The sequence below is a fragment of the Streptomyces sp. NBC_00829 genome (assembly GCF_045161795.1).
GTDB lineage: Bacteria > Actinomycetota > Actinomycetes > Streptomycetales > Streptomycetaceae > Streptomyces.
Map to the genome: position 1 here is coordinate 3,431,971 of NZ_CP108867.1, position 17,741 is coordinate 3,449,711.

The following is a 17,741-nucleotide window of genomic DNA, read 5'->3' on the forward strand; positions in this document are numbered from 1 at the left end:
TCTACATTTGCCAACAAGCGTTGACCAACAAGCGTTGGCACCCAGGAGGCAGCCATGCCCGGCAAGCCCGGCACAGAAAGCACATCCCGTCCGACCGGCCGGACCCCCGGCGATCTCACCGACGTGATCGTCGTGGGCGCGGGCCCGACCGGAATGCTGCTCGCCGGCGATCTCGCCGCCGCGGGCGTCTCGGTCACCGTCGTGGAGCGCCGCCCGCACGAGACGAGCAACATGACGCGCGCCTTCGGCGTACACGCCCGGACGCTGGAGTTGCTGGACGCCCGGGGACTCGCCGACGAGCTGGTCAGGACGGGCACACCGATCACCGGTCTGAGGCTCTTCCGCCGGCTCTCGCTCGATCTGTCCCGGCTCCGCTCCCGCTTCCCGTATCTGCTCATCACCCCGCAGTACGAAGTGGAGCACCTGCTGGAGCGCCGGGCGCTCTCCACCGGCGTGTCCTTCCGGTACGGCACGGAGCTGGTCGGCCTGAGCCAGTCACCCGACGCCGACGAGGTCACCGCGGAGGTCCTTGACACCGACGGAGTGCGGAGCACACTGCGTGCCCGATATCTGGTCGGCGCCGACGGAGTCCGCAGCGCGGTGCGCGCCTCCCTCGGCCTGCCCTTCCCCGGCGTCTCCGTGATCCGTTCGATCGTCCTCGCGGACGTGCGGCTCGCGGACGAACCCGAGGACCTCCTCACGGTCAACGGCGCGGGGGACGCCTTCGCCTTCATCGCCCCCTTCGGCGACGGCTGGTACCGAGTGATGGGCTGGAAGCGCAGCCGACAGGTCCCCGACAGTGAACCCGTCGACCTCGACGAAGTACGCGAGATCGCCCGCCTCGCCCTCGGCACGGACCACGGCATGCACGACGCGCGCTGGATCTCCCGCTTCCACAGCGACGAGCGCCAGGTCCCCTCCTACCGGACAGGCCGCGTCTTCCTCATGGGCGACGCGGCACATGTCCACTCCCCCGCGGGCGGCCAGGGCATGAACACCGGCCTGCAGGACGCGGCGAACCTCTCCTGGAAGCTCGCGGCAGTCGTCCGGGGCGAGGCGCCCGACGCCGAAGCGCTGCTCGACAGCTACCAGACGGAGCGGCACCGCGTGGGCGAGATGGTGCTGCGCAGCAGCGGCGCGATCGTCCGTCTCGCCATGGCCCACACGCCGCTCCAGCGCGCCATACGTTCCCTCGCCTCCCGCTTCCTGAATGCCTTCCGGCCCGCCGCGTCCCGGGCGATGGGAATGATTTCCGGCATCGGGATCGCGTACGACGCCCCGCGCGGAGCCCACCGGCTGACGGGCAGGCGGGCCCCCGACCTCGCCCTGTCCGAGGGCCGTCTCTACGAGCTGCTGCGCGAGGGCCGGTTCGTGCTGGTGGCCCCACCCGGCGGTGTCCCGGCGGCACCGGCCGCTCCCGGCAGTGTCATACGGGCGCACTGGACGACGGACCGCAGCGACGCACTCCTGATCCGCCCGGACGGTTACATCGCCTGGGCACAGGGTCGCTGACGGTCTACCGGCCGCCCCGCGCCCACACGGCGAGCGACCGGCGAAGTGCCCCCAGGAGCCTGTGCCTTCGGATCCTGCCGGGCTCATCCCCGGCCCGCAGAAGGGCCCTGTTCGAGGATGTGCCGCAGGTAGGACTGCGGGTCGGCGAGATAGCGACGCCAGTGGTCGACGACGCCGAGGTCCCGCCAGGCGACCCGCCTCATGCCGTGCTCGCCGACCTCGACAATGTCCGCTCCCGGCAGGGCGGTCAGCAGCGGGGAGTGCGTGGCGCAGATGACCTGACCGCCCCGCCTCACCAACTGGTCGATGTGCCCGATCAGTTCGAGGCACGACGAGAAGGACAGGGCCGCTTCCGGCTCGTCCATCACACAGAGCCCCGTCTGAAGGAACTTCCCACGAAACGCCGCGAGAAAGCCCTCACCATGACTGACCGAATCCGGCGCGAACCCCTCCCGGTCCAGCGCGTCCAGCGCGGTCTCGGCCCGCAGGAAGAAGCCCTTGCGCGCCGACCAGCTGCTGACCATCCGCCGCCCGCGCGGCGCCGCGTCGAACCGCAGCCGTTCACCGAGCTGGGACTTCCCTCGGGGCGAGGCATAACGCCAGTCGTGGGAGCCCCCGTAGGAGTCCAGCCCGAAGCCCTCCGCCAGGGCCTCGACCAGGGTCGACTTCCCCGAGCCGTTCTCACCGACCAGGAAGGTCACGGGCGCGGTGAAGCGCAGTCCTTCGTCCAGCAGTTGCCGGACGCACGGCACCGACCAGGGCCATGCACCCTCGTCGTACGAGGAGAGGTGTGCGTACGCACGTTCGACAATCACTCATCCAGTGTCGCCGACCCGCCGACGATGCGCCGACGCGCCGCTCAGAAGACGTACGCGTCACCCGTGGCCGGCGCCAGCACCTTGTGCTCGTTGTTGGCCGGGTTCCTGTCGGTCGCGCCGCCGTTCCACTGGGTGCCCACCCGCACGACCACTTCGGCCGGCGTGCCGACCGTCCGCAGGTCGAGCGAGAGCGCACGGACGACGCCGCCGGCGGTAAGCGGGCCCGTCGCACACAGCACCAGCTTGTCGCCGCCCCACAGGCATCCGGCGGGCAGCGCCCGGGCACTGGACATGGCCACCGAGAACGACAGCCGCACCGTCGCGTTCCACAGGTTGGCGGGACCATGGCTCTCGGAGGCCAGCGAGACCCCGAGCCGCCCACTGGTCAAGGTGACATGGCCGTGGTGGGCGACATCCGCCTCCGGCGTGATCACCCGGTCACCCGCGCCCGCACTCGCCCCCGCGCCGACCACCATCACCACCGCCACGGACACCGCCGTCAGCATTCCGCGCATCACACACATGACCCGAAGATACCTTTTGTTAGCTTATCTTCCTGATTGCCCGTCAGTCCGGCGCGTCGTCGACGCCGTGCGTGGCAGGCTGATCCTCATGCTCGTGGTCCGCTCGATCGCCCTGTTCGTCGTCGCCGCCCTCTTCGAGATCGGTGGCGCGTGGCTCGTCTGGCAGGGGTTCAGGGAGCACCGCGGCTGGGTCTGGATCGGAGCGGGCGTGATCGCCCTGGGCGCGTACGGCTTCGTCGCCACTCTCCAGCCGGACGGCGAGTTCGGCCGCGTCCTCGCCGCGTACGGCGGGGTGTTCGTCGCGGGATCCATGGCCTGGGGCATGGTCGCCGACGGCTACCGCCCGGACCGCTGGGACGTGATCGGCGCGCTGGTCTGTCTGGCGGGCATGGCGTTGATCATGTATGCCCCACGGGGCCGCTGACACCGGACACCAGGCAGCTGCGGACGGCCGCCTATCCTGGCGGCGTATCGATCACATGCGCGAGGAGTAGGACATGACCGCCGCCGGCATCCCCGTCGCCGTCATCACCGGAGCGAGCAGCGGCATCGGAGCCGCCACCGCCCGCGGCCTCGCCGCGGCCGGGTACCACGTCGTCCTCACCGCCCGCCGCAAGGACCGCGTCGAAGCCCTCGCCGCCGAGCTCGTCACCGCGGGCCACCGAGCCACGGCGTACGCCCTCGATGTCACCGACCGACCGGCCGTCGACGCGTTCGCCGCGTCCCTCGACCGCTGCGACGTCCTCGTCAACAACGCCGGCGGCGCGCTGGGTGCCGACCCCGTCGCCACCGGCGACCCGGCCGACTGGCGCCAGATGTTCGAGGTCAACGTCATCGGCACGCTCCACACCACCCAGGCCCTCCTCCCGGCCCTGACCGCCGGTGGCGACGGCACGGTGGTGATCCTCTCCTCCACCGCGGGCCTCGCCACGTACGAGGGAGGCGGGGGCTATGTCGCCGCCAAGCACGGCTCCCACGTCCTTGCCGAGACCCTCCGCCTGGAGATCGTCGGCACGCCGGTCCGGGTGATCGAGGTCGCGCCGGGCATGGTGAAGACCGAGGAGTTCGCCACGACCCGCTTCCGCGGGGACCAGGAGAAGGCCGCCAAGGTGTACGCGGGCGTGGCCGAGCCGCTCACCGCCGAAGACGTCGCGGACACCATCACCTGGGCGGTCACCCGCCCCTCCCATGTCAACATCGATCTGTTGGTGGTCCGCCCCCGCGCCCAGGCCTCCAACTCCAAGGTGCACCGGGCGCTCTGACCCCGCCCAACGCCTCGTCGGCCCCGCAAGCGCGGGATCGGGATCAGGCGCAGCCCCGGCCGATGGGGCCGCGCAGGCTTCCGGCTTCCGGCTTCCGGCTTCCGGCTTCCGGACGATCACTCCCAGGGAATCGCTCCCGGGCTACCGGCTCGGGAAGCCGCCTCCTTCAGGCTGTCCTCGCTGACGGAACACCCCGTCGGACGCGCCCGCCGATGTGCGTGCGTCCTTGGCGTCCTTGACGGTCTGCCCGTCGGACGGGCGCCGGGCGGCCGGGACCGTGGACGGACGGTGGCGCGCGGTCGCCTGGCGCGGCGGCCTGGTCAGAGTGATCTGGCGGACGAGCTGCTGGAAGCAGGCCAGAGCCGCGAGCGACGGAAGCCCGGCCGCCGCCGCATCGGTGACCGTCCTGGGCGCCTGGACAACGCACAGCAAGGTGGCGACGCCCGAGAAGAACAGCACCACGGACCAGGAGTGCACCGCACGACGCTGGTGCAGCGCGGCGCGCAGGACCGAGAGGGAAGCGACCATCCAGGGCCCGTAGACCAGAAGCGGCCACCAGCCGACGAGGCCGTCGGGTGCACGTGTCGCGGCGATGTGCCGCAGCGGGTCCATGGCGACCATGCCGCCGAAGACGCTGACCATGGAGACAATGACCGCGGCCAGCGCGGCAATGCAGAAACTCGTCTTCTGCACCAGAGTGAACCTGCTCGTGCGCGAGGGGCGTCGCCGGCGGTGGCCGCGGGGCGTGAGCCCGGCGAAAGGGGCTTGGACGGCGGTTGCGTCCGGCGCCAGGAGTGCGTCGTCATCCTGAACCTCCGTCCGGCCAGGGACAGAAGTGACGGTGACGAAATCATGTCCACCGGTGGTCTGCAGCAGTTGCTCCAGCTCCACCGCGGGATCCCACGACGCGTCAAGGGCCGTCAGATCCATGGGAGTAATCGTCTGTTGGCCGCCCAGCGAGTAGTCGTTGACGGGGATGGTGGGATAGGAGTCCCTCCAGGTGCCGTACCCGCTCGCATCGGGGTGCGTGGCCCCCGAACCGTATGGCCCGTACTCCTCATACACGAGTGCTTCGCCCCATCCATCCGTCACTGTCGGCGGCGGACGAGAGGTGTGCCGCGTTCGAGCGCCGGTAGTACTCCGACTGAATCTGGCCGATCGCCATCAGAAGGTCCTCGAGCACCGAGGAGGAGTACCTCAACTCGATTCGCTGGTTCTCGTAGTGGAGCGTCGCGTTTCCGCCCGGTACGCACTCCGAGGAAGCGGGGGCGAAGGCCCACTCTCCCGATCGGGCCGCGTGAGCAGCGGCCACACGCCAGGCGGCGACCGCAGCTGGGGGCTGTGTTTTCGTCACGTCCCGAACAACGACCCCGGCATTAACCCCGGTGCGCGGCAATCGGGTGAGATTTGAGCTGTTTAGCCGATTTGCTCAGATACCTATCATTTCTTCCTAAAAGACGGGGCGCGCACACCGACCCACACACCGCCGCCCGACGGGCCGACCGTCCTCACCCGGCGCCCCCTGTGCCCGGCGGACGGCCGGGCACCCTTCGACGGACCACCCCTACGGACGTCCTACCGGAACCCGCTGCCGCACGCGCACCCCCGCGCGGCCTTCGCCTCCACGGCGCCTCGACGCGGTCGACCGCCTGCTCCTGCGGAGTACGGCGGGCAGTGGTACCGCAGCAGGATTCCGGAGCGTGCACCAACGCCCGTGTCGAGGCTGTCGGGCACCGGCGCCCTCGTTTCTCAGCCTCCTGAGACCCGGTTGGCGGGTACGACAACGCTGCGCCGGGGGGTAGGGGACACAAATGAATTCGCAACCGCCGCCCGGGCCGCCGATCGGTCCGCTGTCCCCCACCCCTCCGCCTGGGAATGTCCCTGGCCCGCCGGGCTCCGGCCGGGACCGGTCGAAGTGGCGCTCACGTCGGTTTCAGACATGGGTCATCGTCGGCACTCTCGTAGTGGCGGGACTCGTGGTGGGGTTGGTTCTGCTTATCGGCGGCGATTCCGGGAGCACATCGCCCGCGACGCCGAGAGAACTCGTGGCCCGGACGGCCGCGACAGCCGAAGACTGGGGAACCGGCTTCGTCGAAAACGGTGATCCCGGCGATGAGGGGGAGCTGGTGCTGCGGAGGGACTGCGAGGTGATCATCAAGGATGATCGGCCCGGCACACTCGCGGTATTGATCCGGAATGTCGCCCGGAAGGAGCCCGCCACTGAGGGGTACTCCGAATCGCGTGTGTACAACAACGTGACCACAGCCAAGAAGTACCTGGCCGACATCCAGGAAGGGATCCACCGCTGCCCGGCCCAGCATGAGGGCCAAGCACGCTACGAGGGCATCCGCGAGGCCGCCAATCCGCCGGTGTCCGGCTTCGACACAGTGGTGTCCGAGGTGGGCAGGAAGACCGTCGGTATCGATGGCGAGAAGTTGAATCAGGCCTACCTCGCCATGACGGGCCGCAAGAAGGAGGCCGTCCTGCAAGTCACGGTGTTCGGACCGGCCGAAGCGGAGGCCGAGCTCAGCCGGCTCGCAGCCCACGCGCTGCAACGTATGGAGCAGCGGCTGCCCGCGCAGTAGGGCGTTCAAGCCGACGGCCCGAACGCATTCTCCCAGGTCGCGCAGCGTCCGTACGAGGTCGAGACGTGCGACGGCATCGAGGCCGTAGCAACAGAGGCCCGCCGGCCGGGCGGCAGGCGGCAGGCGGCAGGCGGCAGGCGGCAGGCGGCAGGCGGCAGGCGGCAGGCGGCAGGCGGCAGGCGGGACGATCGCCCGGTCCGGGTAGAAACGGATGGCCGTGACCGTCAACCCGGTCCGCCGGGCCAGATCAGGACCGAGGAGAGCGTGTGCGCCGCGCATGCCCTCGCCCTCCCGCCTCCCCCTGACGGAGACTCAAGCCCCTTCGCCTGCGGCAGCCCACCACTCGTCATTTCGCCGGGAGACCCCGACCGAGGCCGGTCCGAACCCTCGGGCGATGAGCCGGACGGCGAGCGCCACCTCCCACGCGAACACCGGGACGGCCGCGACGGACCCCCACACGGAGAGCTGCGGGTAGAGCCCGAACATCACGGCAATCCCCGATGCGCAGATCAGCGTGCCACCGACCAGCCCCAGCACGGCGATGGGCCGTGGCACGAGTCCCGACCGGTACATCAGATGCGCCAGCAGCAGCGTGTTCACCCCCAGGACGAGGTCGGGCCCGAAGAGGAATGACCAGTCATGGACCGCTCCCAGCGACTTTGCGACAGTCGCGGCGGAGGTGGCGTCGGCGCCCTGAGCCTGTGCCGCGTCCTGCCGCAGGGACACGACCGACAGCACGCTGATGATTCCGACGACGATGACGGCGGCCTCCAGGAGACGACCGCAGACGTATCCGAGAGCCATGCCCTCGTTCCGTCTCTTCAGGACCGGGAACAGCGTCACCCCGGTGCCGACGACCGCGACCGCGAGGACCAGCTCGCACAGTGCCCCGAGGAACACCCGGCCGTCGGCACCGGAGCCGGTGATGTACGCGGCACTGTCCAGGGCCGGGCCGTAGAGGGCGAGCGCCCCCATCGCGGCCATCTCCGTGACCAGGAACAATCCGCCCGCGACCACAGCGGTCTTTCTTGCCGAGTCCACATGCACCCCTCTCCCTCAGCGGGTGTACGGCGTACACCACGCTGGCTCACGGTAGGTGTACGGCGTACACTCGTCAAGGGCGGGCAGCAGCTCGACGACGGACGGCGAGGAGACGGTGGGGAGACGGTGGGGATGACCGAGCGGACGGGGACGGCACGCCGGGACCCTCTGAGCAGGGAACGTGTTCTGCGCGCCGCCGTCGCCCTGGCCGACGAGGCCGGGGTCGCGTCGCTGAGCATGCGCAAGCTCGCGCAGGCACTGGGTGTCGTGCCCATGGCGCTCTACAAACACGTCTCCAACAAGGAAGAGCTCCTGGACGGCATGGTGGATGTCGTCGTGGGCGAGATCGATCCCCCCGTCCACGGGACCGATTGGAAGAGTGCCGTCCGGCAGCGGATCCTGTCGGCGCGACAGACGTTTCTGCGTCACCCCTGGGCATCGCAGGTCATCACGTCACGGACGCATCCGACACCGGTGCTCCTCGCGTACCTGGACTCGATGATCGGTGCCTTCCGGGCCGGCGGCTTCTCCGCCGATCTCACCCATCACGTGATGCACGCGATGGGCAGCCGCCTGCTGGGGTTCAGCCAGGAACTGTTCGACGACTCGGCCCCCTCCGGCCCGGAAGGGCGGGCGGAGATGCCCCCCGAGATGGCGGCGGCATACCCGCACATCGCCGAGATGGCCACGGCGGTGGCCCACGACGAGACCTCCGTGGTCGGCCAAGGATGCGACGACCAGGCCGAGTTCGAGTTCGCCCTCGACCTCCTGCTGGACGGTTGCGACAGACTCCGGCAGAGCAAGTGGACCTCGACGGGCCCCTAGGGCCTTCTCTTCCCGGTGGGCGGACCGCCGGCTTCGGCACCGTCAGCCCGGAACGGAAGGTCAGCCGCCGATCGGCGGCGTCGAGGGCACGGCCGGCTGTAGCGCTCAGCTCAGGGCTTTGCCCACTTCGTGATGGTGGGCCGCTCTTCGGGTGCATGGTTGAGCATCGCCTCGAATACCCCGCCCAGCACTCCAGCCGTGGTCACGGGCCGACGCCGGCCGTTGACGACTGCCTCTCTCAGACCCGGGCGTGGGGCGTCGTCGGGGTACTCGACTGCCCGCCGCCCGGTGGCAGAGACGAGCAACGGCGCTCCGAGGGCGTAGATGTCGGCTGCTTGCGTCGGCTCCGCTGCTCCTGCCGGAGGGACGCTACGCGAGATCTCGTGGGCCTCGTAGGGGCGAGGCAGCTGCGGAACGGGAAGTCGTACCGCTCAGCCACGTGCCCACCACGGGCCAGGGCGAGGTCGATCAGGTGCGTCCACTCGGGGCCGATGATGAAGTGAGCCGGTCGCACGTCTCCATGGGCTCAGCCCTTGGAGTGAAGGTCTGCCAGGGAATTCTCCGGGCTCGGCGTCCACCGGCGGGTCGTCGAGCGCACCTTTGCCTGACCCCATGGATTCCGACACCTCCCGTATCCGATGGGAACGATGCGACGACATCCATGAAGCGTTCCTTGGCCTCGCCACCCGCCTCATCAGCCGCCGACACATCCAACGCTTTTGTCAGGTTCTTGTAAGGATGGGAACCCATTGCCGTCGGCGTCCATCTAGGTCTGCGGCAGCACGAAACCCCCGAATTTCTTGGGAAGTTGAGGCACTCCAGTGAAGTTGAGCTTCAAGAAAATCGCGACAACCGCAACCTTGACACTCGCGCTCGGCGCGGGCATCCCCACCGCCCCCGCGTTCGCCATCAGCAGTGTGGACTGTGGAGACCATAAGGACTTTCTACGGATAACGGAGAACTACAGAACAGATCGCTGCTGGGCGAACGCGGGAGACCTCGACTTCTCGAAGCGCTTTGGCCGGGGCGGGATGTGGGTCAGCAAGATCAGCACTGGCAACAACGACATCTGGTGGAAAGCTGACGGGACGTGGCATCGCCTCGGGCGCTGGCATGAGCTGACCTTCTCCACGGTTGGCACCGTGCAGGTCCAGGCGGTCCAAATCAGCTGAGCTCGTCTCTTGGGGTCCGGTGTTGAAACGGGCCTCGAACTGAGCTGCTCACCTGGGCATTCGCCGGATGCCGAGGCGGCTTCGTCGCTTCGGGCGGCCCGGGCGGGAGCATGACCCGCTCCAGCCGGTGTCGACCCGCGGACAGCGCGGTTGCCGCGGCGCGGGCAGGGCTGCCGAGCGGCGACTCGCTCGGCCTTGCGGCGGCAGTCCCGCAGAGCCGGGCGCCTGCCGAACCGACCGATGGCCGCACTGGTCGCAGACGCGTGAGCGCGTGACGCACCGGAGGTGTCCTCCTGGAGGGCACCGTCCTTGCCGCAGGACGGCCGCGGGGTAAGCAGCCGACGCTGTCGGGATCTTGAGAACCCCGCCTTACCGAACGAACCTCACTGCACTTTAAGGAGACATCTGTCGTGCGCATCACCGCTATACACAAGCGCGCCATCACGGCACTTTCGGCAACAGCCCTGGTGTGCTCCGCGCTGTTCACCGCCGCCGGTCCTGCCGCAGCAATCCAGGGCGGCCAGCGGGCCCGGGCGGCGGACTACCCCTGGGCCGTCTCGATCACGCCCGCGTTGCTCCCGTTCTCCTTCTGCGGCGGCACGCTGATCGCCCCGACCAAGGTCCTCACCGCCGGGCACTGCGTCGACCTTTTCCTCAAGGTTCCAGGACTTCTGCAGGTGGTCTCCGGTCGCGACAAAATGTTGTCCTTGGCCGGCACCAAGACGAGCGTCGCCAGCATCTGGCGCGATCCGGGTTACGCCACCTTCACCCACAAGGGTGAGACCGGCTACACCAACGATGTCGCCGTCCTCACCCTCAAATCACCGATCAAGGCTCCGACCCTGCCCATCGCCGCACCGAACTCACGCGACCTCTATCAACCTGGCCGGACCGCTCGGATCCTCGGCTGGGGCAACACGTCCTCCGGCGCCCTCGACGGGGGAGTCCTGCGCACCGCGACCGCCCCGGTGATCGCCGACTCCTCCTGTGCGAGCGCCACCTCGTACGGCGCCGTGTACGACCCCCACCAGTACACGTGCGCGGGCAACTTCACCCACGGCGGTGTCGACACCTGCGACTTCGACAGCGGCACGCCGCTCGTGGTCAACGGTGTCCTCGCCGGCATCGCGTCCTGGGGCGTCGGCTGCGGCAAGCCGGGCTATCCCGGCCTCTACACGCGTGTCAGCGAATTCTCCTCAAAGATCACCGCCCAGCTCGGCACCAAGTGACAGGCGCCGCCTGACACCGGTCACGGAACGCCCCTCCCGCGGGAGGGGCGTTCTGCCCTTCGCCCCCCCCCCCCCCCGGCAGCCGACCAGGCCGATCACCGACTTCTCAGACCGATCGTTTCACCCGCCGCGGCTCCCGGCACGGCTTGTGGGAGCCGTCGATCGAGCAGTCGTCCATGTCGAGGAGAGCGGCCCTGCGCAGCTCGACCAGCAGGGCCTCGTGAAGGCCGGTTGCTCCACGTCCGCCAGCCACAGATTCACCCATGGGTATCTGGCAGATCGGACGTTCCCCGTGGATCTTCCACCGCATCGCTGCGACCCCTCTCGATCGACCTCCAGCACCTCAGAGCCGCGCTCAACAGAAGCAGCCTTCGGGCCGATTCGTGTCACACCGACGAGTATTCGGCGTGGAGACAAGCATCAGCAGTGGCGCACCGCATGAGCCGAACAAAGGCGTCGGTGACCTGCGCTTCGATGGTGCGGGTCAGGAAGCCGCCGCGGACGCGCCCGTTGCGGCACCCCGGCCCGTAGCGCACGGACCCGCGCCCGACACTTGTCGCACGCCCAGGGGCTGCCGTGTGTTGAGCATCGATGCGGGCGCTTTCTGAGTACGCGTACTCAGGGCTCGGCGGCTGTCGGCGGCGACAGTGGGGGCAGACCGAACGACTGGAGACAATCGTGCCTATGCCACGCAGGATGAGCCGACCCACCACCGCCTTCCGCCCCGGAAGCTCCCGTATCGCCGCTGCCGCTCTCGTGGGCGCGGCCGCATTCGTGGTCCTCACCGGCTGTTCCTCCATCGAGTACCAGGAGGACATCTGCGGGAGCGGCGAATACCCCGTCCTGTCCGTGGGAGGCACAGGCTCCGCCTGCGTCTCGGACGGGGAACAGCCTCCGGCTGGATTTGTGCGATACCCGGAGGGCAAGGTGCCGCAGCAGGTCGACGACAAGTGGGACGTGTACTGGCGTACCCACACGCTCGACAAGGACGGCAACGTCATCGACGCGCCGGACGCGGGCTGACCGGACGGCCCGCGCTCCGGGTGGCGTCCCACTGCCGAACGGTTCGAGAAAGCTCTCAGGACCGTTGTCAGCAACCCGTCCGGGGCCTGTCGACCACGTGAGTGCTGTATCTCAGCCCCTTCATGCAGATGATCTGCTTGAGCTTGGCGACCACCTGCACCAGTTCTTGCTGCCGATCAGTCGTCGAACCAGACGACCAGTCGCACATGATCGTCGCCATGCTCCGTTGCGAGCGCTTCCATCGCGTCCCAGACCGGCTTCCACTCGCCGTCCTCCCGGACCGCGTCCCGGCGGCGGAGCGTTTCGGACCTGTAGAGGGTGTCGCCGATGAGCCATTCCGTTCCCTCGGGCCAGGTCGGCCGCGGCCCGGACAGTTGCTGCTGTAGACCGACAGCCCGCGCGAACTCCGGGGACCAGCCCGACTTGCCGACAAGTCTCAGTCCGTCGGGGGTCTGCCGGTACTGGTGGATGCGGCTGTCCGGCCGCTCGGCCGGCTCATCCCAGTCGACCGCCTCCAGCTCCGCCCAGGTGATCCACGTGGTGCCGTAGGCCTGATCCGGCCACGGGGCGAGCCGGTCCAGTTCGGCCCGGACCTCCTCCGATGCGTCGACGGGCCTGCCACGCTCGGCGGCCAGCGGCCGAAAGTTGGCAAAGTTGCGCACCCCGAAGAGACAGCCGAACGCGTCGTAGTTCCGGGTGTCGTTGAGCAGGAACAGGTCGGCTGCGGCCCGCCAGACGAGGTCTCGCTCCCCCTCATCGGCACGCCACGCCCTGCACTCGACGAACCCGCTGATGTCCGTACCCACCCGAAGACCCCCCCCCCGTCGGTGAACCGCTCCACGAGAGAGAAGCCGTGGACGGCGCACGCTGTGCGCCGTCCACGACCTCTCGATGACCGGCGCCTTCAGCCCTTCACGCAGACGACCTGCTTCAGCTTCGCGACCACCTGCACCAGGTCCTTCTGCTGGTCGATGACCTTCTCGATCGGCTTGTACGCACCCGGGATCTCATCCACGACACCGGAGTCCTTACGGCACTCCACACCCCGCGTCTGCTCCTCCAGGTCCTTCGTCGAGAACCGCCGCTTCGCAGCGTTCCGGCTCATCTTCCGACCCGCCCCGTGCGAGGCCGAGTTGAACGACGCCGCGTTCCCGAGGCCCTTCACGATGTACGAGCCGGTTCCCATCGAGCCCGGGATGATGCCGAAGTCGCCACTGCCCGCCCGAATCGCGCCCTTCCGCGTGACCAGCAGGTCCAACCCGTCGTACCGCTCCTCCGCAACGTAGTTGTGGTGGCAGGAGATGACAGGCTCAAAGGTGACCTTCGCCTTCTTGAACTCCTTACGGACCACGTCCTGGAAAAGTCCCATCATGATCGCGCGGTTGTACTTCGCGTACTCCTGCGCCCAGAACAGGTCGTTCCGGTACGCCGCCATCTGCGGGGTGTCCGCGATGAAGACCGCCAGGTCACGGTCGACCAGGCCCTGGTTGTGCGGCAGCTTCTGGGCCTCGCCCATGTGGTGCTCCGCCAGCTCCTTGCCGATGTTCCGGGATCCGGAGTGCAGCATCAGCCATACCGAACCCGACTCGTCGAGGCAGAACTCGATGAAGTGATTTCCCGACCCCAGCGAACCCATCTGCTTCGTCGCCCGGTCCTGACGGAACTTGACCGCATCGGCCACCCCGTCGAACCGGCCCCAGAAGTCGTCCCACCCCTTCGTCGGGAATCCGTGCAGCCGTCCCGGGTCGACCGGGTCGTCGTGCATTCCCCGGCCGACCGGGATCGCCTGCTCGATCTTCGAGCGCAGCCGGGACAGATCGCCCGGCAGGTCGTTCGCGGTCAGCGATGTCTTCACCGCCGACATTCCGCAGCCGATGTCGACGCCGACCGCCGCCGGGCAGACCGCGCCGTGCATCGCGATGACCGAACCGACCGTTGCGCCCTTGCCGTAGTGGACGTCCGGCATCACGGCCAGGCCCTTGATCCACGGCAGGGTGGCCACGTTCTGCAGCTGCTGCATGGCACCGCCCTCGACCGTCGAAGGGTCGGTCCACATCCTGATCGGGACCTTGGCTCCCGGCACCTCTACGTACGACATATTTCCTCGATTCCCCCGAAACACCATGAAAAGTCTCAGAGCGCAAAAACTGGACCTGCGCCCGTATATCCCCCAACGGACCGGCATCCACAGCTGCGCGTGCGATAGACATTGTGTCCAGCGGCCGCCATCGCGCGGCAACCGTTTTTCCTCTCGAAGGGAGCCTGGGACCGTGCAGCGAAAGGCGTACGTACCCGGCCTCGCGGCGCTTCTCGCAGCGCTCGTCGCCGGCTGCACCGCCGACACCGGCACCGACGGCTCCGCCATCGACTCCAAAGCCGGCGGCACCCCGTCATCCATCGCGGCCCCGGGCAAGTACCGCACACTCCTCGAACCCTGCGGGTCCATCGCACGCTCCACCCTCAAGGATCTGCTGCCCGGAGCCGCGGAACTGCCCGAGGAGCAGCAGCAGAAGATCCTGCGGGGCACGTCCGCCGTCACCTATGACACCGACCGCCGTGTCGGCTGCAGCTGGAAGGCCGACTCCCCGGACGCCTCCCATCACCTCAGCGTCGACTTCGAGCGCGTCGTCTCCTACGACACGGCCATCAGCGACGACGACCGGGCCCAGGAGGTGTTCGCCCAGAAGCAGGCCGCTTCCTCCGTGCCGGCTCCGGAGAAACCCCGCGACGACAAGGTCCAGGAGTCCTCTCCGCTCCCCGGCTCGGCACCGCACCTCGCCCCGCGTGCGGCCACCCCCAAGAGCACACCCACCGCGACACCCACAGGCAGCGCCGACGCCGACGGCACGGGTGCCGGCACGCCGGACGGCCTGCAGCCCCGCTTCCTCGAAGGCCTCGGCGACGCCGCCTTCATCGACGATGTCCTCACCGGAGCGGGGGCCGGATCCACCGCCCAGCGCCGCACCGTAAGCGTGGTCTTCCGCACATCGAACGTGATCGTGACGATCGTCTACGGCGAGCAGCCCGCGCGCATCACGGAGATCCCGGACAGCAAGGAACTACAGGAAAAGTCCCAGAGTCTGGCCGCAAAGCTCGTCGACGACTTCATCGGCTGACGGGCCTTCCGGATCGATTGCGAAATGGCTTCCGTTAACGGCGACACAGGCGCGGACGCGCCGTGTCCGCGTACCGTGGCCTCGCCGACCGGACCGACCGTACGACAATCGACTGAAGGAACCATGCACCGTTCAGCCCCGCGACTCACCCGCATTCTCGCCTGTGCAGCCGTCCCGGTGATGCTCGTCGCCGCCGGCTGCTCGTCGGACTCCGACAGTGGCAAGACGTCGGGCTCGGACTCGTCCTCCTCCGCCACGTCGCAGGCCGGGAAGAAGGTGGCGGCCGTCGACCCGGCGAAGTACGCCAAGCTTCCCGACCCCTGCAAGACGATCTCCGCGAAGACGATCACGCAGCTCGTCCCGGAGACGAAGGCCAAGGGGGGCACGACCGGCAAGTCCTCGGACACCACCAGCCGCGGCAGCTGCTCCTGGAACGGTCTGGACGACGACGGCGTGAAGGGCTCGCAGTACCGCTGGCTCGACGTCGCCTTTCTGCGGTACGACTCCGAGCAGTCGCTCGGCGCCAGCGGCCAGCAGCGCGCCGAGGACAACTACGCCAAGGAGATCGCCAAGGCGCAGGCCACCGAGGGCGCGAAGAGCGTCCGGACCTCGCCCGCGGGCGGCGTCGGCGAGGCTGCCACGGCCATCGGCTATGAACTGAAGAAGACGGGCGAGGACTTCACCTACGCCACGATCGTGACGCGCACCGGCAACGTCGTGATCACGCTCACCTACAACGGCACGGGATACGCGGGCGCCAAGTCCCCCGCCTCGGCCGATCTGGTGAAGGGCGCGGTGACGGCGGCCAAGGAGGCCGCGGCCGCCGTGGGCGTCGCCAACAAGTAGGTTCCGCGCACAGCCTGTTGACGGAGCCCGCCACTCCCCGCACGAACCTCGCGGGAGGACCCGTGGGACGCCCGGAGGGACGGGCTCCGAAAGCATGTGCCAGGCTGTGCCCGCCAGATTCGAATACGGGAGGGGATCGCGGGTGGCCGCGATGCAGCTCACACGCACGCACCGCATACTCATCGGGCTCGTGGTCACGGGCGCCGTGATCATCGCCGCGATCGGCTTCGCGGGCTCGTACGCAGCCGTGCGCGAACTCGCCCTCCGCAAGGGCTTCGGCGACTTCTCCCTTGTCTTCCCCATCGGCATCGACGCGGGCATCTGTGTACTGCTCGCCCTGGACCTGCTGCTGACATGGCTGCGGATCCCCTTCCCGCTGCTCCGCCAGACCGCCTGGCTCCTCACGGTCGCCACGATCGCCTTCAACGGCGCGGCGTCCTGGCCGGATCCGCTCGGGGTCGGCATGCACGCCGTCATCCCGGTGCTGTTCGTCGTCTCCGTCGAGGCCGCGCGGCACGCGGTCGGCCGGATCGCGGACATCACCGCCGACAAGCACATGGAAGGCGTCCGCCTCACCCGCTGGCTGCTCTCCCCCGTGCCGACGTTCAAACTGTGGCGCCGCATGAAGCTCTGGGAGCTGCGCAGCTACGAGCAGGTCATCAAGCTGGAGCAGGACCGACTGATCTACCAGGCGCGCCTGCAGGCCCGTTACGGCCGCGCGTGGCGCCGCAAGGCCCCCGTCGAGGCGATGATGCCGCTGCGGCTGGCGAAGTTCGGCGTCCCGCTCGCGGACACGGCCGCCGCGGGACTCGCCGCGGCGGGCGTCGATCCGGTGCTCCTTCCGCCCGCGCCGCCCGCGCAGCACCAGCCGGAGCTGCCGCGCGCGCAGGTCAGACGGCCGGAGCAGGTCAGTGCAGCCGCTGTCGCCCCGGCCGAGGAGTGGCCTCAGGAGCACGGCGAGTACCAGCAGCAGTACGAACAGGAGCCGTACGCGCAGGAGTACGAGCAGGACCCGTACGAGCGGGAGTACGAGCAGGAGCAGTACCCGGACCAGGCCGCCCAGCCCGCCCAGCCCGCCCAGCCCGCCCAGCAGCAGACCGAGGAAGCCCCCAGCAACCACGAGAGCCCCTGGTTCGCCGCGCCGCAGGTCCCGCAGGAGGCGTACCAGGAGGCGTACGAGAGCGCCTTCAACCCGACGTACGTGGAGGGCCTGGAGCCCACGCCCGTGCGCGTGCCGGCGGGCCCGGGCCGCACCCGGCCGCTGGGCGGCGTGGTCCCCGGGCCGCGGATCGACGGCACGGCCCCCGAGGCGGTGCAGGAGGAGTTCCCCGAGGCTCCGGCCGACGCGGAGGAGTTCCGTGAGCTGGCGTATCCGGTCTTCGAGTCGTACGTGAAGGAACACAGCGACTGGCCGAGCACCGAGCAGCTCGACATACACCTCTCGGACGCGCACGGCATCCGGCACCCGCGCAGCGCTGCGCTGCTGCGGCAGTTCATGCCCGAGTTCAAGAACCGCTTCCAGTCGGACCTGGAAGCGGAACACATCGCCTAGGTTTCCGTCCCCGGAGGGTGTGGACGGTGCCGGCGGCCGGACGGTCTCGTCCGGGTCCATGACGCTGTGCCAGATGCGGTGAGTACGACGTAGGCGCCGGTCGGCCCGCAGGACGGGGTCCGCCCTGTGATCGGTACGCGGCAACGGCCGTTGCCCCGGACCAGCAGGCGGACCTGACGGCGCGAGGCCGCGTCGCCGAGCACGACCCGGGCCCGTCCACCAAGGATTCCGCGACG

Annotated in this window: 18 protein-coding genes and 2 pseudogenes; 11 read left to right on the plus strand and 9 right to left on the minus strand. The window is 69.1% G+C overall.

What is annotated here, in order from left to right:
• The first annotated feature begins 54 nt into the window (after positions 1 to 54).
• Positions 55 to 1,512, plus strand: coding sequence for an FAD-dependent monooxygenase (locus OG293_RS14710; RefSeq protein WP_405999242.1), 1,458 nt, complete (start codon positions 55 to 57; stop codon positions 1,510 to 1,512).
• Between the two features lie 83 nt (positions 1,513 to 1,595).
• Here the strand turns inward: OG293_RS14710 and OG293_RS14715 are convergent, their stop codons facing one another.
• Both OG293_RS14715 and OG293_RS14720 read right to left on the minus strand, forming a co-directional pair.
• Positions 1,596 to 2,327: an AAA family ATPase gene (locus OG293_RS14715; RefSeq protein WP_405999243.1), complete on the minus strand. Its 732-nt coding sequence runs from the start codon at positions 2,325 to 2,327 to the stop codon at positions 1,596 to 1,598.
• A gap of 44 nt (positions 2,328 to 2,371) precedes the next feature.
• Entirely contained in the window at positions 2,372 to 2,854 is a 483-nt protein-coding gene (locus OG293_RS14720; RefSeq protein WP_405999244.1) for a hypothetical protein, read from the minus strand.
• An 88-nt stretch (positions 2,855 to 2,942) separates the two neighbouring features.
• Here OG293_RS14720 and OG293_RS14725 point away from each other — a divergent pair, with 88 nt between their 5' ends.
• Positions 2,943 to 3,278, plus strand: a complete 336-nt coding sequence (locus OG293_RS14725) for a YnfA family protein (protein ID WP_406003598.1) — start codon at positions 2,943 to 2,945, stop codon at positions 3,276 to 3,278.
• Positions 3,279 to 3,351: 73 nt separating this feature from the next.
• Positions 3,352 to 4,116, plus strand: a complete 765-nt coding sequence (locus OG293_RS14730; RefSeq protein WP_405999245.1) for an SDR family NAD(P)-dependent oxidoreductase — start codon at positions 3,352 to 3,354, stop codon at positions 4,114 to 4,116.
• A 141-nt stretch (positions 4,117 to 4,257) separates the two neighbouring features.
• Here OG293_RS14730 and OG293_RS14735 read toward each other — a convergent pair whose 3' ends face one another.
• A complete protein-coding gene (locus OG293_RS14735; protein WP_405999246.1) occupies positions 4,258 to 5,181 on the minus strand; it encodes a DUF2637 domain-containing protein in 924 nt (307 codons plus the stop codon).
• Between the two features lie 899 nt (positions 5,182 to 6,080).
• Here OG293_RS14735 and OG293_RS14740 point away from each other — a divergent pair.
• Positions 6,081 to 6,701: a hypothetical protein gene (locus OG293_RS14740; protein WP_406003855.1), complete on the plus strand. Its 621-nt coding sequence runs from the start codon at positions 6,081 to 6,083 to the stop codon at positions 6,699 to 6,701.
• Between the two features lie 30 nt (positions 6,702 to 6,731).
• On the opposite strand, the pseudogene OG293_RS14745 reads toward OG293_RS14740, so the two are convergent.
• Both OG293_RS14745 and OG293_RS14750 read right to left on the minus strand, forming a co-directional pair.
• Positions 6,732 to 6,980 (minus strand): annotated as a pseudogene (locus tag OG293_RS14745) (hypothetical protein); the annotation flags it as partial.
• A gap of 33 nt (positions 6,981 to 7,013) precedes the next feature.
• Positions 7,014 to 7,742 carry a DUF4386 domain-containing protein gene (locus OG293_RS14750; protein WP_405999247.1) on the minus strand — a complete coding sequence of 243 codons (729 nt, stop codon included), beginning with the start codon at positions 7,740 to 7,742 and terminating at the stop codon, positions 7,014 to 7,016.
• 132 nt (positions 7,743 to 7,874) lie between these two features.
• Here OG293_RS14750 and OG293_RS14755 point away from each other — a divergent pair, with 132 nt between their 5' ends.
• Positions 7,875 to 8,567, plus strand: coding sequence for a TetR/AcrR family transcriptional regulator (locus tag OG293_RS14755; RefSeq protein ID WP_405999248.1), 693 nt, complete (start codon positions 7,875 to 7,877; stop codon positions 8,565 to 8,567).
• A gap of 105 nt (positions 8,568 to 8,672) precedes the next feature.
• Here OG293_RS14755 and OG293_RS14760 read toward each other — a convergent pair.
• A pseudogene (locus OG293_RS14760) lies at positions 8,673 to 9,123 on the minus strand (protein kinase family protein); the annotation flags it as partial.
• A gap of 265 nt (positions 9,124 to 9,388) precedes the next feature.
• Between OG293_RS14760 and OG293_RS14765 the strand changes: the two are divergent.
• A complete protein-coding gene (locus tag OG293_RS14765; RefSeq protein ID WP_405999249.1) occupies positions 9,389 to 9,739 on the plus strand; it encodes a beta/gamma crystallin domain-containing protein in 351 nt (116 codons plus the stop codon).
• A gap of 410 nt (positions 9,740 to 10,149) precedes the next feature.
• The gene (locus OG293_RS14770) at positions 10,150 to 10,968 is read left to right on the plus strand and encodes a S1 family peptidase (protein ID WP_405999250.1); all 819 of its coding nucleotides are present in this window, start codon (positions 10,150 to 10,152) and stop codon (positions 10,966 to 10,968) included.
• Positions 10,969 to 11,074: 106 nt separating this feature from the next.
• On the opposite strand, the gene OG293_RS14775 is transcribed toward OG293_RS14770, so the two are convergent.
• Positions 11,075 to 11,221 carry a hypothetical protein gene (locus tag OG293_RS14775; RefSeq protein WP_405999251.1) on the minus strand — a complete coding sequence of 49 codons (147 nt, stop codon included), beginning with the start codon at positions 11,219 to 11,221 and terminating at the stop codon, positions 11,075 to 11,077.
• A 443-nt stretch (positions 11,222 to 11,664) separates the two neighbouring features.
• On the opposite strand from OG293_RS14775, the gene OG293_RS14780 reads away from it, so the two are divergent.
• The gene (locus OG293_RS14780) at positions 11,665 to 11,991 is read left to right on the plus strand and encodes an SCO0607 family lipoprotein (protein ID WP_405999252.1); all 327 of its coding nucleotides are present in this window, start codon (positions 11,665 to 11,667) and stop codon (positions 11,989 to 11,991) included.
• A 176-nt stretch (positions 11,992 to 12,167) separates the two neighbouring features.
• Here the strand turns inward: OG293_RS14780 and OG293_RS14785 are convergent, their stop codons facing one another.
• On the minus strand, positions 12,168 to 12,797 hold the full coding sequence (locus tag OG293_RS14785) for a hypothetical protein (protein WP_405999253.1): 630 nt from the start codon (positions 12,795 to 12,797) through the stop codon (positions 12,168 to 12,170).
• A gap of 98 nt (positions 12,798 to 12,895) precedes the next feature.
• A complete protein-coding gene (locus OG293_RS14790; RefSeq protein WP_405999254.1) occupies positions 12,896 to 14,089 on the minus strand; it encodes an RtcB family protein in 1,194 nt (397 codons plus the stop codon).
• Positions 14,090 to 14,261: 172 nt separating this feature from the next.
• Between OG293_RS14790 and OG293_RS14795 the strand changes: the two genes are divergently transcribed.
• The 3 genes from OG293_RS14795 to OG293_RS14805 all read left to right on the plus strand — a co-directional run bounded on the left by OG293_RS14795 (position 14,262) and on the right by OG293_RS14805 (position 17,505).
• A complete protein-coding gene (locus OG293_RS14795; RefSeq protein ID WP_405999255.1) occupies positions 14,262 to 15,107 on the plus strand; it encodes a DUF3558 domain-containing protein in 846 nt (281 codons plus the stop codon).
• 123 nt (positions 15,108 to 15,230) lie between these two features.
• Positions 15,231 to 15,953: a DUF3558 family protein gene (locus tag OG293_RS14800; protein ID WP_405999256.1), complete on the plus strand. Its 723-nt coding sequence runs from the start codon at positions 15,231 to 15,233 to the stop codon at positions 15,951 to 15,953.
• 151 nt (positions 15,954 to 16,104) lie between these two features.
• Positions 16,105 to 17,505 carry a DUF2637 domain-containing protein gene (locus OG293_RS14805; RefSeq protein WP_405999257.1) on the plus strand — a complete coding sequence of 467 codons (1,401 nt, stop codon included), beginning with the start codon at positions 16,105 to 16,107 and terminating at the stop codon, positions 17,503 to 17,505.
• Positions 17,506 to 17,741: the final 236 nt, after the last annotated feature.

What these genes read in the sequence shown, in the direction of transcription:
- OG293_RS14800 (WP_405999256.1), top strand. Translation starts at nt 15,231, where the DNA reads ATGCACCGTTCAGCCCCGCGACTCACCCGCATTCTCGCCTGTGCAGCC.
- OG293_RS14720 (WP_405999244.1), bottom strand. Translation starts at nt 2,854, where the DNA reads ATGTGTGTGATGCGCGGAATGCTGACGGCGGTGTCCGTGGCGGTGGTG.
- OG293_RS14805 (WP_405999257.1), top strand. Translation starts at nt 16,105, where the DNA reads ATGCAGCTCACACGCACGCACCGCATACTCATCGGGCTCGTGGTCACG.
- OG293_RS14790 (WP_405999254.1), bottom strand. Translation starts at nt 14,089, where the DNA reads ATGTCGTACGTAGAGGTGCCGGGAGCCAAGGTCCCGATCAGGATGTGG.
- OG293_RS14730 (WP_405999245.1), top strand. Translation starts at nt 3,352, where the DNA reads ATGACCGCCGCCGGCATCCCCGTCGCCGTCATCACCGGAGCGAGCAGC.
- OG293_RS14725 (WP_406003598.1), top strand. Translation starts at nt 2,943, where the DNA reads ATGCTCGTGGTCCGCTCGATCGCCCTGTTCGTCGTCGCCGCCCTCTTC.
- OG293_RS14710 (WP_405999242.1), top strand. Translation starts at nt 55, where the DNA reads ATGCCCGGCAAGCCCGGCACAGAAAGCACATCCCGTCCGACCGGCCGG.
- OG293_RS14780 (WP_405999252.1), top strand. Translation starts at nt 11,665, where the DNA reads ATGAGCCGACCCACCACCGCCTTCCGCCCCGGAAGCTCCCGTATCGCC.
- OG293_RS14755 (WP_405999248.1), top strand. Translation starts at nt 7,875, where the DNA reads ATGACCGAGCGGACGGGGACGGCACGCCGGGACCCTCTGAGCAGGGAA.